The sequence below is a fragment of the Aliidiomarina iranensis genome, from assembly GCF_003987135.1.
GTDB lineage: Bacteria > Pseudomonadota > Gammaproteobacteria > Enterobacterales > Alteromonadaceae > Aliidiomarina > Aliidiomarina iranensis.
This window is the reverse complement of the sequence record NZ_PIPJ01000002.1, coordinates 1-13,478: the sequence shown is the minus strand read 5'-3', so window position 1 is coordinate 13,478 and position 13,478 is coordinate 1. Positions and strand designations below refer to the sequence as shown.

The following is a 13,478-nucleotide window of genomic DNA, read 5'->3' as shown; positions in this document are numbered from 1 at the left end:
TGGCGGTTTATTTCTTAGCGCACAAACATTCGCCGGCTCACTCAATAGATTGGTTGGTTAGCCGTTTTTTAACCACTTTGCACCCTACTCGGCTAAATCAGCACCTGTGGGCTCGGTGGGCTGTTCATCCACATGTTCACCTTGGTGCGATAATGCCGTAATCACCGCTTTCACTAAACTTGCCAACGGAATCGCGAAGAACACGCCCCAAAATCCCCAGATACCACCAAAGATAAGCACTGCGCCTATGATGTAAACGGGGTTCAAGCTCACCGCCTCAGAGAATAAAATCGGCACCAGCACATTGCCATCAAGCGCCTGAATCACTAAGTAAGCAAAAATTAACCAAAATAGAATGGGCGAAATACCAAATTGGAACAAGCCTACAAGTGCCACTGGGATAGTAACCACCGCAGCACCAATGTAAGGCACCAGTACCGATAGCCCCACTAGGGTTGCAAGCAATGCCGAGTAACGTAAATCAAAAAAGCTAAAGGTAATAAAGGTAACTACACCCACAATTACAATTTCCGCTGATTTCCCGCGGATATAATTCATGATCTGAGAGTTCATTTCCGTGCCAACTTGGCTTATCAAACGGCGCTGTTCCGGCAATACTCGGCTGAAATGTGAAAGCAGCAAAGCTTTATCTTTCAACATAAAAAATACCAACAGCGGCACAATAATCATGTAAACCAAGAACACTGCAAGAAGCACAATCGTATTCCAAGAACGTTCAAGAATGCTTTGCCCGAACTGCAATAAGCGATCGTTTACCTTGTCGGTGAACATTTGAATTTGCGAGCCGTCTATGAACGCCGGCGCTATTTCTTCCGCGCTTTCCATTAAATCGCGCCACGCTTGCGCAATCAGCGGCAGCTCGCTGAGTAAATTTACACCCTGTTGCCAAATTACTGGCACCAAGAAAAATACCAGCAGCAAAGCAAAACTGATAAATAGCAAAAACACAATAAGAACCGCATAGAGCCGCCCTAAGCCAACACTTTGCAACCGCGCCACTGGCCACTCGAGCAAATATGCAAGAGCAATAGCCACTAAGATCGGAGCCAAGATTTGCCCTGCAAACATAATAATGGCAAAACTTATGACCAAAAGCAGTGTCAGCGTTACCGCATTTGGATCCGAGAATCGGCGTTGAAACCAGTTTCGTAAATATCCCAGCATGGCTATCTGTTCGCTCCAAAAGTTGGAAAAGAATGATGCACTTACTTCATAATTTAGCGTTTCATTTGTGGCTCGAATACGAGGCCTTAAAATCACCTCAAAGCTACCCGCTCATAATATCAAGCTAGTTGCTGTTATGCTATTAAAGCTGGTGTAAGGAAACTTCCTGTAGCGTAAATGATGAGATTACTTATGCAGTGATTTAATCCTTTCGCAAGGGAACCTGACCCAAATTTTACAATCTCATGTAATATACAATATTCAATTCGTTCGTTAGGCTTAAGGCACAGTTACAGAAATTGCTAGGCCATGGAGTAGTAAGCATCAATGTTAAAAACGTTGCCCAGGATTAGCGTAGCCCTCACGTGTTCAGCACTTTTCGCCTTCAGTGTTGGCACTAGCAGTATTCACAGTGCACAAGCTCAAAGCCGCACAGAGGTGCCCACCATTGGAACGGCGGGTGGCGCGTTTATGTCCATCGAGCGCGAACGCTTGTACGGTGAACACTATTTACGCGAAATTCGCCGCCTTGCCCCGATTGTTGAAGATCCTGTGCTTAAAGAATACCTCAATACCGTTGGTAACCGTTTAGTTCGCCATGCCGATAACGTGCAATATCCTTTTCAATTCTTTTGGGTGCGGGATAACAGTATTAATGCCTTCGCCTTTCTCGGTGGCAATGTGGGCATGCACACGGGCCTTTTACTCGAAGCCTCAGATGAATCTGAGATGGCGGCTGTTCTGGCTCACGAAATTGCTCACGTTACCCAACGCCATATAGCTCGGAATATGGAGCGCATGACAGCAGCAGCCCCTTTAACCTTAGCGCAGATGTTAGGGGGTATCGTAGTTGGGTTAATCAACCCTACGCTTGGTATGGCTGTGCTATCCACAGGTATGGCTGGAGCGCAACAACGGCAGATCAACTATACCCGGCAATTCGAGCGCGAAGCCGACCGCGTGGGTATGGCGGCTCTTGCTAGAGCAGGATATGACCCCGAAGGCGCGCCACGATTTTTTACGAAGCTGCAAGATCGCTATCGTTTTGCTACTCAGGTTCCGCAATTTTTGGTAACGCACCCACTGCCAGAATCGCGCATTGCCGATACACGCTCACGCGCGCAAGCGTTAGGTGCGGTGAACTTGCCACCTGTGCTCGATTTCGAATTAGCGCGTTCCCGAGTTTTAGTGCGTTATGGCACGCGGCAAGCTCGTGATTTGCTATTGGATTTCGAGCGCGATGAGCGTAATGCTAGTCATCCGCACAAAACACAGGCTGCACAATATGGCCGTGCGCTCACATTATTTGAGCTTGAGCGCTATGAAGAAGCTAATGAGATCATCGATGCCTTAATAGCGATCGAGCCGTTCAATTTGTTTTATTTAGATACCAAAACTGATGTTTTATTGGGTTTGGAGCGCTCAACTGAGGCGGTTAAATGGTTAACGCGAGAATATATGCGCCGGCCAAATAATCAAGTTGTTACGCTGAATTTAGCCTACGCAGGCATTGAGGCGGGTGAATATAGCTTAGTGCGCAATATTTTAAATGATTACATAACGCAAAATCGTACCGATGTTGTGGCTTATCAGATGCTCATTGATTTGCATCAGCGCGCTGGGAATTCGGTAGCATTACATGAGGCACAAGCTGAATTACACAGTTTGCGCGGCAGTTTCCAAATGGCGGTAGAAGAATTGCATTCAGCCTACTCAAAAACTGATGAAAAAGATGAAAGTAACCGCCAGCGTATCCAAGCTCGAATTTTCCAAATGCGTTCGCTTGAGGCTGAACGGAACCGAGTTTTTGACATTTAATGAAAACCTTGTAGAGTTCGCACCCTGCGAATTACGGAGAAACCATGGCTGCCTATACGATTTACCACAACCCTCGTTGCTCGAAGAGCCGGGAAACACTAAAGCTGCTAGAAGAAAAAGGTATTCAACCCCATATTGTTGAGTATCTAAAAACTCCGCCGAGCGCAGCCACCGTGCTTGCACTTAGCAAAGGTTTAGGGCTTCCTGTGGCTGATTTTCTGCGTCATAAAGAAGATGAATACAAAGCGCTGCATCTTAAAGGCTTCACTGGCACTGATGAAGCCTTAGCTGAGATCGTCAGCGAACACCCAAAATTACTTGAGCGCCCTATTGTTGTGCGTGAGAGCGATCAACATGCGCGTATCGGCCGCCCGCCTGAAGCGGTATTGGAGCTATTGTGAATACAGATTTCTTGAAAACAGCCAGCTTTCATCGCAAGCTAACCCTAATTTGTTATCCGGGCTTACTGATTTTCGTGATTTTGTGGCACGGCTTTTTGGCGCCAAATGAATTTTTAAGCGTTTGGCTCACCATGGCTATTTGGGTTGTACCCTTGCTTTTTCCACTCAAAGGTATTTTACAAGGCAACGCATACACCCATGCCTGGGCAAACTTCATTCTGATATTTTACTTTATGCACAGCCTTACCGCGCTTTACACTAACCCCGGCGAGCGTTGGTATGCAGCCATTGAATTATTGCTCACTACGGGCGCGTTTATCGGCGCAACTTATTACGCCCGGTATCGAGGCCGTGAACTTGGATTGGGAATTAAGAAAAAGAAAGGTGAAAAAGTAGTAACCAACGCTGGCAAGATGGATTAACCATTTAAAAATCGAGAATTTGCTTGATAAAAGGCAAGGTTAACCGCCTCTGCCGTGCCATCGAGGCTTTATCAAGCTCATCCAGCACCGCCATAAGTTGATGCATATCCCGGCTTAAGCGCTGCATCATGTAATCACCCACATCTGCTGCAAGCTCCAACCCACGCGCCTTAGCGTGCTGTTGCAGAGCAACAACTTTGTCGCCATCACTAAGGCTTTTCAAATGAAAGGTTACCGCCAGTTGCAAGCGCGAACGCAAATCAGGCAAAGCGATAGATAAACGTGCTGTGCTCTGCATTGAAGTACAAACCAGATACCCCTCGCGTTTATCGATAACGCGATTAAAAAGCGCAAACAACGCCTCCGCCCACTCAGGTATCGCAACAACCTCATGAATATCATCAAGGGCAATTAAATCATAGCGCTCGATATCCGCTAACGCAGCCGCTGCTTGTGGATTAGCAAGCTCCGCGAGAGGCAGATAAATACTTGAACGTTCAGCGCTGGCGAACGCTTCGCAAAGGGCACACAATAAATGTGTTTTTCCCCGCCCATTGGCACCAAACAGCAACGTAAATTGCGCTTGCGGTTGCCAACTGGCAATGGCTAAGCGGGCCAAATGAGCATGCGCTTCAGCGTTGTCTCCCAGAATAAAATTATCAAACTGTGCATGATCCGGCAGTTGCACAGGTAATGGCAATTGCTGTTCCTGTAGCATCAACGCAGCCATCGGTACTCCAAAGTGGGTTTTCGCTCGGCCGTATCAAAGTCATCCACTACTGGCAAATCCTGTTCTGGAGCCGCTATTCTTTGCACGCGGCGCTCAAACGCCAATGCTTGCGCCAACCAAGCAGCGCCGCCATTTACTTGCACGTGAAACTCAGCAATACCTTGCTGATATTGCGCTAGGTGTACCCGATAAACCTGCCCTTGTTGCTGCAACATTTGTTCCGCTGCTAACAATTGGCCAATATCGCTAAAACCACTGAAACGAAGCGTGATTAACTCGCTACCATCATCTGATTGGCTAATAAACAAAGCCGCCACACGATCCGTTACCTGATTCACAAAGTTGCGCGCTAAGGTTTCCTCATCGGCGGCTGTTACATATTCAATAAACTGCATATCGCCGATCACAATGGTGGTTTCCATCACTAGGTTCGGCTCGATCGGCGTTAACGAAACCGCATCAGGCGCATCGGTGAAGGCATCTACTGAAAGATCATCGAAGCTTTCCAAGCCCGGCATTTCCGCAGAATACATTCGCGCACTCACTACCCCTGCTACCGGATAACGCTGCGAAGCTTGCAATACCTCACGTTGGAAGCGGCCCCATACATCGCGAGCGCCCACCGCCATTTGATCTTCAAGATCCATAAGTGGCATTAACATTCGAATGCCACGGCGCTGCGCTTCACTGTATAGGCCTTCTAAAAAGGGGCGTTGCTCTGAACGCCGCACTAAACGAACGCCGAGATCTGGGTTATTTTCCGCAACCCATAATAAAAGTTGCGGGCGATCGCCCGTCCATATCGGGAAACCAGCGCGCTGCAACAAATCACGTACTCGGCGCTCATCAAAGCTCGCTTGCAGCGATATCACGTTTTCTGCGCTCTGATACCCGTATTGCAGCAAGTAATCATTAAAAGAACTGATTTCGTTACGAATAATCTCATTCTCTAGAACTTGAGTGGTGCCTGAAACGCGCACCAGCACCTGTTGAAATAAATTGGGAAGCTCCCGTTGCCGCTCTGCACGAGTTTGCCCGTTAACAGGCGCATCAGCTTGCAACAGATCACCAAGGCTATTCCCCTGCGCAAAAGCCGCAGAGCTAAACAACAATGCGCTTGCCATCGCTGCAAGTGCAATATGCCGCATTAAATTTTGAATTAAACAACGCACAAAGTTCGCCTTAGATAATAGTTGAGCATCGATAATAAACATCCCTCTAGCGATGAGCAAGTGACAACCTGTGGATAAGCCTGGGGGAATTCTGGCGAAAACTCAGTTTGCCTGATAAAGTATGCACATAATCACCCACCCCAGTTATTTGGAATCCACTTAGCATGCTTCGACAACAAATCCGCGCGGTCAGTTCTCTGCTTTCAACAATGACACTCATCGGTTTATGTGTCGGCATGACCAGTACGCTTTTAAGTTTGCGTGGCACCATGGAAGGGTTTACAACCGTTACCATTGGTTTAATCATGTCGGCTTATTTCGTGGGTTACTTATTCGGCAGTACCCGTGCCGCCAAAGATATCCGCCGCGTAGGTTACATCCGAGCTTTTGGCGGCTTAGCCGCCCTTGCCTCGGTTGCCGTTCTCGTGCAAGCCATTTGGATCGACCCCATCGTTTGGTTTGTGATGCGTTTCATCAGTGGCTTCGCTATCTCCGCGCTCTTCGTTATTTCCGAAAGTTGGCTTAATACTATGGCCGATAATCGCAACCGTGGCGCTATGTTATCGGTTTATTTAGTATTAATTTACGGTGGCTTAGTAGCCGGGCAGTTAATTCTTGGCTTTGCCGATCCTGCTACCTTTGTGCCCTTTGCCATTATTGCCCTGCTGATTAATGTTTCACTGATTCCGATTTTAGCTACGGTAACGGTGGAGCCCACCACCCATGAATCGAAAAAAGTGCCTTTAAAGTTTCTCATCGAACAAGCGCCGCTCGGCATCGCAACCGCGTTTATCGTGCAAGCTTGTAGCGCTATGTTTTACGGTGTGGGCCCCGTTTACGCCACGCAAATTGGGCTTTCGGTGAGCCAAGTAACTATCTTTATGGCTGCTTTTATTTTTGGTGGCATGCTGGCGCAAACGCCCATTGGTTTACTATCCGACCGCTATGATCGGCGAATAGTTTTGGCCTTCTGTGCCCTCGCCGCTTCAATTCTCGCGGTATTGCTTGCATTCATTCCTGGCAGCCAACCCATCTTGGTGTTTGTAGTCATGGCGTTGCTTGGTGGCGCATTGCTGCCGCTTTATTCATTGGCCATGGCGCACACGAACGATTACTTAGATAAAGACCAAATGATTGGTGCTACCGGCGCGATTATTAAGGTGGGTGGCATCGGCGCCATTATCGGGGCACCCTTGGCCGCGGCGCTTATGCAATTTGGCGCGATTTATATGTTTTTTGCGGTTATGGCCAGTTTCACTTTCGTTGTAGCCGTGTATGCATTTTATCGGGTTACTCAGCGCGCCAAAGCTGCCGAGCAGGTACATTCACCGCTTACCGCGCTGGCACCATCGCAGTTATCAGAAGAATTGTTTGCCAGTATCGTAGAAGAAGCGAACGAGGATTTCGAAGAGCCAAGCGGGAATATCCCTGTAAAACCCGGCTCCAATGGTGTGGTTTAATTGCTTCAAGATAGTTGAAAAGCAGCTCAGCGCGCTGTTGCCAGTGCGCTGAGCAATGCCTTGGTAACTATCGAATTATGCCAACCAAGTAGCCAACAATGCTTGGGCTTCACCTTGTATTTGCGCAAGATGCTCGGGCCCGGTTAAACTTTCGGCATAAATTTTATACACCGGTTCAGTACCCGAAGGGCGCACTGCAAACCAACCATTTTCGGTGGTAACTTTAATGCCCCCGAACCCTGCATTATTGCCGGGCGCTTTGCTCAGCACCGAAGTAACCGTTTCACCAGCAAACGCTTCTAACATGGGTGGGTTCGCAGCTAAATCTGCAAAAGCGGCCATTTGCTCGGGAGTGGCTTGGCAATCAATACGCGCATAACTCGAGGTGCCATACTTCGCCTCTAGCTCACGATAATATTCACTGGGTGATTTGCCCGTAACAGCCTGAATTTCCATCGCTAACAAGCACATAATGATGCCATCTTTATCAGTGCTCCACGCCTCGCCCGCCCTATTTAAGAAACTGGCACCGGCACTCTCTTCACCAGCAAAGGCAAGGGAACCATCAGCAAGGCCGGCAGCGAACCATTTGAAGCCAACCGGCACTTCCATAAGCGATAAGCCAACCCCCGCTACTACCCGATCAATCATGGCACTAGAAACTAATGTTTTACCAATCGCTACGTCTTGGCCCCAATTCCGATAGCGAGCTAAATAATCGATAGCAACCGCTAAAAAGTGATTTGGATTCATTAAACCATCAGGCGTTACAATGCCATGGCGATCATAATCAGGATCGTTGCCAACCGCTAAATCATAATTATCTTTAAGAGCTAATAAGCCGGCCATGGCATCGGGTGATGAGCAATCCATTCGAATCGCGCCATCTTTATCTAAACTCATAAACCGAAAGGTAGGATCGGCCACATTATTCAATATATCGAAGGGTAATTCGTATTGATCGGCAATCGCTTGCCAATACGCACCGCCGGAACCGCCCATAGCATCAACGCCTACGCGCAAGTTTGCCTTGGCAATGGCCTGCATATCCACCACATCGTTTAGCGCCGCTACATATTCATTCAGCCAATCGCGCTTTTTCACCCGCTTAGATTTCTTCGCTTGGGCGAAAGAAACAACGTTCACACCAATCAGTTCTGCACTTAAAATAGCGTTCGCATACTTTTCAATTGTTTTCGTTACATCGCCATCAGCCGGGCCGCCGTGGGGCGGGTTGTATTTGAATCCCCCATCCTGCGGTGGGTTATGGGATGGTGTAATAACCACACCATCGGCAAAACCAGAACTACGGCCTTTGTTGTAACTAATAATTGCGTGGCTGATTACGGGTGTAGGTGTGTATCCCACATCGGCTTGAATATGCACTTCCACGCCATTACCAACAAATACTTCCAAAGCACTGATAAAAGCAGCTTCCGATAACGCATGGGTATCTTTGCCTAACATCAAAGGCCCAGTAATGCCCTGCTCTTCACGATACGCCACGATAGCCTGGCTGATCGCCAAAATATGCGCTTCGTTAAACGAATGTTTTAGTGAACTGCCGCGATGCCCCGAGGTACCAAAGCTCACTTGTTGAGCCGGCTTACCAGGGTTAGGTTCATTTACATAGTAAGCCGACATGAGCGCTGGAATATTACATAAATCGCTCAGTAAGGCTGGTTGGCCAGCACGCGGGTGTTTACTCATGATAAAAAATCTCTAATTTTTTCGGCATCACTAGCGCTATAACCCAGCTCTAATGCTACTTCAGTGAGAATTGATTTCTTCTTCGTTGTGTTGTTGTTGGTTACTACCCAAAAAGCTGTGTCCGGAATTTGCTTGGGATTGGTACTGTTGCCCGCCGCTAACAATTGCGCCTCTGATGCGGCGAAATACAAACGATTACGGCCACGAATATCCAACACCTGCGGGAAATCTTGGCTATGGCAGCGATGCAACATAGAGAGGATAAACAAGAACCGCCCCACTGCGCCTTTCTGATTCGCTAAATCCGCCAGTGTGAGAATATCAAATACAGTTCGGCTACCCGACATCCCACGCGCCAACTCATCATTACCAGAGGCTGAGCCTGAATCCGAGCCTAAAGCCACGTGTGCTGGAGAGAAACCACCAACATCGCTGCTATCTGCAGAAAAGCCGAGCAGCCGGCGTAAAATACTTGATGCACTCTCACCTATATGTTGCGTATGCGAGGCAATATAGGTGTAAAGTTCGTCGTCGATATCAATTTTTTTCATAATTTCGGGCTCAAAAACAACGTGAAGGAATAATAGGCTAACTGCGTACCTAAATACGAACCTAAAAAAGCATTATAACCGTTTATCGTGCCCATGTAATGGCTCTATCGCAATCCAGCCTAACTGGCATTATCCATAAGCTACTCCATTCATCGGCTAGCAACGGTGGCGAGAGCGTACGTAAATTTGCACCCATGAACCACCTGAGGGAGAATAACGTACTTTTGCATGTACTCTACAAGCCGAGGGGAAATAATGGCCGATGCAATTCAATTAAACTATGAAATAACAACCGCGAAAGAATCAACGGCAGATACCGTAGTGTTAATTCATGGCTTGTTTGGCGACCTTGATAACCTAAAAAGTATCAGCCGGGCATTACAGAGCGCTTATCATGTGGTGAATATTGATCTACGTAATCATGGTGAATCGCCATGGTGTGAAACCATGACATTCATGGAAATGGCCGCCGATATCGAAGCGTTACTGGATAAATTAGAAATCAGCAAGGCGCACATACTCGGGCATTCCTTGGGTGGCAAAGTAGCCATGGAATTTGCCCTTGAACACCCAGATAGAGTGCATTCACTTATTATCGCGGATATTGCACCTGTTGCGTATGAACCCAGCCACAACAGTATTCTTGATGCGCTGGAAGCACTGGATATTAGCGCAATAAAAAGCCGGCAAGAGGCCGATAAAGCGCTAGCTGATGCAATATCTGAAAAGGGTGTTCGCCAGTTTCTCTTGAAAAACTTATACAAAGAAAACAATAAATGGCAATGGCGAATGAATATCGAAGGCTTGCGTAATTGCTACGAAGATTTAATTGGCGAGCCGGCTCAGCAAGGCCAATTTGATGCGCCTGTTCTTTTTATTCGTGGTGGTGATTCCGATTATATTCAAGCAGAGCATCGCGATGCCATTCTTAATCGCTTTCCACAGGCAGAATCAAAAACAATTAATGGTACCGGGCATTGGTTGCACGCAGAGAAGCCGGCGGTGTTTAACGGCTTGGTGGAACGTTTTCTTGAAGAAAACTTCGGCTCTGAGGTTACGAATAGCTAAAATCATTTGATGCCAAATTCGCACCAAAATTTAACACTTTTGCACTGCGTTATTACGTATACTAGAGGCTGCAATACTCGCGGAAAACAACACTTTATGCTAGTGTACAGCCGCCTTTGCCAGAGCAATAGGAATTCAAATGTTTGCTGAAAATTTCGAACAAATCGAAGCGCTCATGACAAACCTCGCCATTGCGGTGTTGTTTTTACTGATCGGCTTAGCTATTCATGATGTATTAAAGAAAGGCGACGTGCCAAAGTTTGGCCGCTGGGCCGTTTGGCTTGTGCTCTTTCTAGGAATGGCTGGGTTCTTAGCAAAAGGCGTGATTCAGTTTGTGATTGAAGCTAATTTGCAATAAGAGCTGAACCCTATGGCGAAAGAAGCAAGTGATAAAATCACGCCAGATCTATTTCAAAGTGAGCGGCGCCCGGGGCGCCCGCGAAGCAACCCCTTATCACGCGAAGAGCAAATGCGCTTAAACAAGCGCCGGCAATTAAGGCGAGATAAGGAAAAAGGGCTTAAGCGAGTTGAATTAAAAATCGCGGCCTCCATGTATGAAGAGCTACATGAGCGTTCGGAAGCTCTCGGCATCAGCCGTAACGCGTTAATTGAACGTTTGTTAAAGCAAGCTTTGGCTGACAAGCGCTAGCGGCATTTAAAGCATACAAATTTTGATATACACATTTATCCACTATAAGCAGATTGGAACAACTTAATTATGGCAACTGTTGGATTATTCTTTGGCAGCGATACCGGTAATACCGAAGCCGTTGCTCACATGATTCAAAAAGAATTAGGCAAGCACCTGATTGATGTGCAAGATATTGCTAAATCAAGTAAAGAAGAAATCGCTGAATACGATTTGCTCATGTTTGGTATCCCAACATGGTATTACGGTGAAGCACAGTGCGATTGGGACGATTTCTTTCCCGAACTTGAAGAAATAGATTTTGAAGGCAAAATCGTGGCCATATTTGGCTGCGGCGACCAAGAAGATTATGCCGAGTATTTTCTTGATGCCATGGGCATGATCCGCGATATCGTAGAAGCACGTGGTGGCATTATTATTGGCCACTGGCCAACCGAAAGTTATCATTTCGAAGAATCAAAGGGTATGGCCGATGCTAACCACTTCGTTGGTTTAGGAATCGATGAAGATCGGCAGCCCGAGTTAACCAAAGAGCGCGTTGAACAGTGGTGTGCGCAGTTACGCGATGAGATGGGCCTAGATCAACTCGCCTAAGCCCATTTCATTCCACGGCAAGATGTGGCTATAATCGTTGCCAGATTGTTATTAAAGAGGAACTGAAATGAGCAATGCTGATGTTCAATTAAAACAAGCCGGTTTAAAAGTTACATCACCTCGAATTAAGATTCTGGAAGTGATGAAAAACCCTGATCACCAGCATATCAGTGCCGAAGATGTGTTCAAAATTCTCCTCGAGCAAGGCGACGAGGTAGGGTTAGCAACGGTTTATCGCGTGCTCAACCAATTCGACGACGCCGGTATTGTAACTCGCCACCATTTTGAAGGCGGCCGCTCAGTATTCGAACTCAGCGCAAAAGATCATCACGATCACCTTGTTTGCTTAACCTGCGGCCGAGTGATTGAATTTGAAGATGAAACCATCGAGCGCCGCCAGCTATCAGTTGCCAAAGAACATGGTATTAAGCTTACAAATCATAGCCTCTATTTATATGGCGAATGCAAAAAGCCGGATAGTTGTGAGCACAATACCGATGAAGCCAAACACCAACGAATCGAGTTATCACAATGAAATATATGATTTATGGCGCAACCGGGTACACCGGCGAACTAATTGCAAAAGAAGCCGTAGCGCAAAACGAACAACCGCTTTTAGCCGGGCGCAACCCAGAAAAAGTAGCTGCTCTCGGCAAGGAACTCGGTTTAGCACATAAATCATTTTCGCTTGATTCAGTAGAGCAAGTAGCGGCTGAACTCGCTGATGTCGATTTAGTAATCCACTGCGCAGGGCCGTTTGAACTCACTGCCGAAATCATGATGAAAGCCTGCATCCAAAGTAAAACGCATTATTTGGATATTACCGGTGAGCTTGATATTTTTGAACTCGCATTTAGCTTCCATGAACAGGCAAAAGCAGCCGGTGTTGTGCTGTGCCCTGGCGTAGGCTTCGATGTTATTCCAACCGATTGCGTAGCCGCTCAGTTAAAAGCCAAACTCCCCGATGCAACACACTTGCAACTTGGTTTCGATTCACGCTCTCGCATGAGCCGTGGCACCGCGAAAACAAGTGCCCGGCGTATTGGTGAAGGTGGTGCAGTGCGTAAAAACGGTAAGATCACCAGTGTTCCGCTGGCTTACAAATCGAAAAAGATTGATTTTGGTGGTGGCGAAAAGCTCGCTATGACAATTCCTTGGGGCGATGTTTCAACTGCATACCACAGCACGGGTATCGGCAATGTTGAAGTTTTTATACCCGCCAGCCCGAAATTGGTAAGCCGTATGCGCAAGATGAATTGGTTCCGTTGGCTATTTCGAATGGAATTCATGAAAAATTGGTTGATGAAAAAAATTGATTCACAACCAGCCGGCCCGAAAGATGAAGAGCGTGAGAAGTATTACACTTGGGTGTGGGGTGAAGCGAAAAATGCCAAAGGCGATACTGAAACCATGCGCAAGCAAGTTTTAAACGGCTACACGCTCACGGCAAAAGGCGCAGTTACTATGGCAAAGCATGTTTTAAGCAGCAACCCAACCGCTGGTTTTAGCACGCCTTCCAAGCTTTACGGGGCCGATTTAGTAGAGCTGTTTTTGTATAAATAACCGGTTCAGTTTCTTTGCTTGGTGCTGCTGTAAACATCCCTTAAAATAGTACCAGTGATTTTTTAGTGTGTCTGTGGATAATAGTCTTAACCACGGAGACAAGATAATGCGTAAATCACGTTTTACTGAAACACAGATCCTTAAAGTTTTGAAAG

Annotated in this window: 15 protein-coding genes; 10 read left to right on the top strand and 5 right to left on the bottom strand. The window is 47.0% G+C overall.

Features of this window, described 5'->3' with window-relative positions:
* Positions 1-84: 84 nt before the first annotated feature.
* Positions 85-1,185 carry an AI-2E family transporter gene (locus CWE08_RS03215; RefSeq protein ID WP_126765586.1) on the bottom strand — a complete coding sequence of 367 codons (1,101 nt, stop codon included), beginning with the start codon at positions 1,183-1,185 and terminating at the stop codon, positions 85-87.
* A gap of 327 nt (positions 1,186-1,512) precedes the next feature.
* On the opposite strand from CWE08_RS03215, the gene bepA reads away from it, so the two are divergent.
* Genes bepA through CWE08_RS03200 form a run of 3 tightly spaced genes read left to right on the top strand, consistent with a single transcriptional unit; the run spans position 1,513 to position 3,826 of the window.
* Positions 1,513-3,003, top strand: coding sequence for a beta-barrel assembly-enhancing protease (gene bepA, locus CWE08_RS03210; RefSeq protein ID WP_126765584.1), 1,491 nt, complete (start codon positions 1,513-1,515; stop codon positions 3,001-3,003).
* Between the two features lie 44 nt (positions 3,004-3,047).
* A complete protein-coding gene (arsC, locus tag CWE08_RS03205) occupies positions 3,048-3,404 on the top strand; it encodes an arsenate reductase (glutaredoxin) (protein ID WP_126765582.1) in 357 nt (118 codons plus the stop codon).
* Positions 3,401-3,826, top strand: a complete 426-nt coding sequence (locus CWE08_RS03200) for a DUF2069 domain-containing protein (RefSeq protein WP_126765580.1) — start codon at positions 3,401-3,403, stop codon at positions 3,824-3,826. Before arsC ends, CWE08_RS03200 begins: the two co-directional genes overlap by 4 nt.
* Positions 3,827-3,830: 4 nt before the next feature.
* Here the strand turns inward: CWE08_RS03200 and hda are convergent, their stop codons facing one another.
* Together hda and CWE08_RS03190 are read right to left on the bottom strand one after the other, a co-directional pair.
* Entirely contained in the window at positions 3,831-4,556 is a 726-nt protein-coding gene (gene hda / locus CWE08_RS03195; protein ID WP_126765578.1) for a DnaA regulatory inactivator Hda, read from the bottom strand.
* Positions 4,544-5,728: a DUF2066 domain-containing protein gene (locus CWE08_RS03190; protein ID WP_157981217.1), complete on the bottom strand. Its 1,185-nt coding sequence runs from the start codon at positions 5,726-5,728 to the stop codon at positions 4,544-4,546. Before CWE08_RS03190 ends, hda begins: the two co-directional genes overlap by 13 nt.
* Before the next feature lie 164 nt (positions 5,729-5,892).
* Here CWE08_RS03190 and CWE08_RS03185 point away from each other — a divergent pair, with 164 nt between their 5' ends.
* Positions 5,893-7,188: an MFS transporter gene (locus CWE08_RS03185; protein WP_126765575.1), complete on the top strand. Its 1,296-nt coding sequence runs from the start codon at positions 5,893-5,895 to the stop codon at positions 7,186-7,188.
* A gap of 75 nt (positions 7,189-7,263) precedes the next feature.
* Here the strand turns inward: CWE08_RS03185 and pgm are convergent, their stop codons facing one another.
* Both pgm and seqA read right to left on the bottom strand, forming a co-directional pair.
* The gene (gene pgm, locus CWE08_RS03180) at positions 7,264-8,898 is read right to left on the bottom strand and encodes a phosphoglucomutase (alpha-D-glucose-1,6-bisphosphate-dependent) (protein WP_126765574.1); all 1,635 of its coding nucleotides are present in this window, start codon (positions 8,896-8,898) and stop codon (positions 7,264-7,266) included.
* Positions 8,895-9,449 (bottom strand): replication initiation negative regulator SeqA, encoded by a 555-nt coding sequence (gene seqA / locus CWE08_RS03175; RefSeq protein ID WP_126765572.1) that lies wholly within the window; start codon positions 9,447-9,449, stop codon positions 8,895-8,897. Before seqA ends, pgm begins: the two co-directional genes overlap by 4 nt.
* Before the next feature lie 255 nt (positions 9,450-9,704).
* Here seqA and CWE08_RS03170 point away from each other — a divergent pair, with 255 nt between their 5' ends.
* The 6 genes from CWE08_RS03170 to CWE08_RS03145 all read left to right on the top strand — a co-directional run bounded on the left by CWE08_RS03170 (position 9,705) and on the right by CWE08_RS03145 (position 13,323).
* Positions 9,705-10,517: an alpha/beta fold hydrolase gene (locus tag CWE08_RS03170; RefSeq protein ID WP_126765570.1), complete on the top strand. Its 813-nt coding sequence runs from the start codon at positions 9,705-9,707 to the stop codon at positions 10,515-10,517.
* Between the two features lie 139 nt (positions 10,518-10,656).
* The gene (locus CWE08_RS03165) at positions 10,657-10,875 is read left to right on the top strand and encodes a DUF2788 domain-containing protein (protein WP_126765568.1); all 219 of its coding nucleotides are present in this window, start codon (positions 10,657-10,659) and stop codon (positions 10,873-10,875) included.
* 12 nt (positions 10,876-10,887) lie between these two features.
* Entirely contained in the window at positions 10,888-11,166 is a 279-nt protein-coding gene (gene ybfE, locus CWE08_RS03160) for a LexA regulated protein (protein WP_126765566.1), read from the top strand.
* 69 nt (positions 11,167-11,235) lie between these two features.
* On the top strand, positions 11,236-11,760 hold the full coding sequence (gene fldA / locus CWE08_RS03155) for a flavodoxin FldA (protein ID WP_126765564.1): 525 nt from the start codon (positions 11,236-11,238) through the stop codon (positions 11,758-11,760).
* A gap of 67 nt (positions 11,761-11,827) precedes the next feature.
* The gene (fur, locus tag CWE08_RS03150; protein ID WP_126765562.1) at positions 11,828-12,295 is read left to right on the top strand and encodes a ferric iron uptake transcriptional regulator; all 468 of its coding nucleotides are present in this window, start codon (positions 11,828-11,830) and stop codon (positions 12,293-12,295) included.
* Positions 12,292-13,323, top strand: a complete 1,032-nt coding sequence (locus CWE08_RS03145; protein WP_126765560.1) for a saccharopine dehydrogenase family protein — start codon at positions 12,292-12,294, stop codon at positions 13,321-13,323. The genes fur and CWE08_RS03145 overlap by 4 nt, the downstream gene beginning before the upstream one ends.
* The last annotated feature ends 155 nt before the right edge of the window (positions 13,324-13,478 follow it).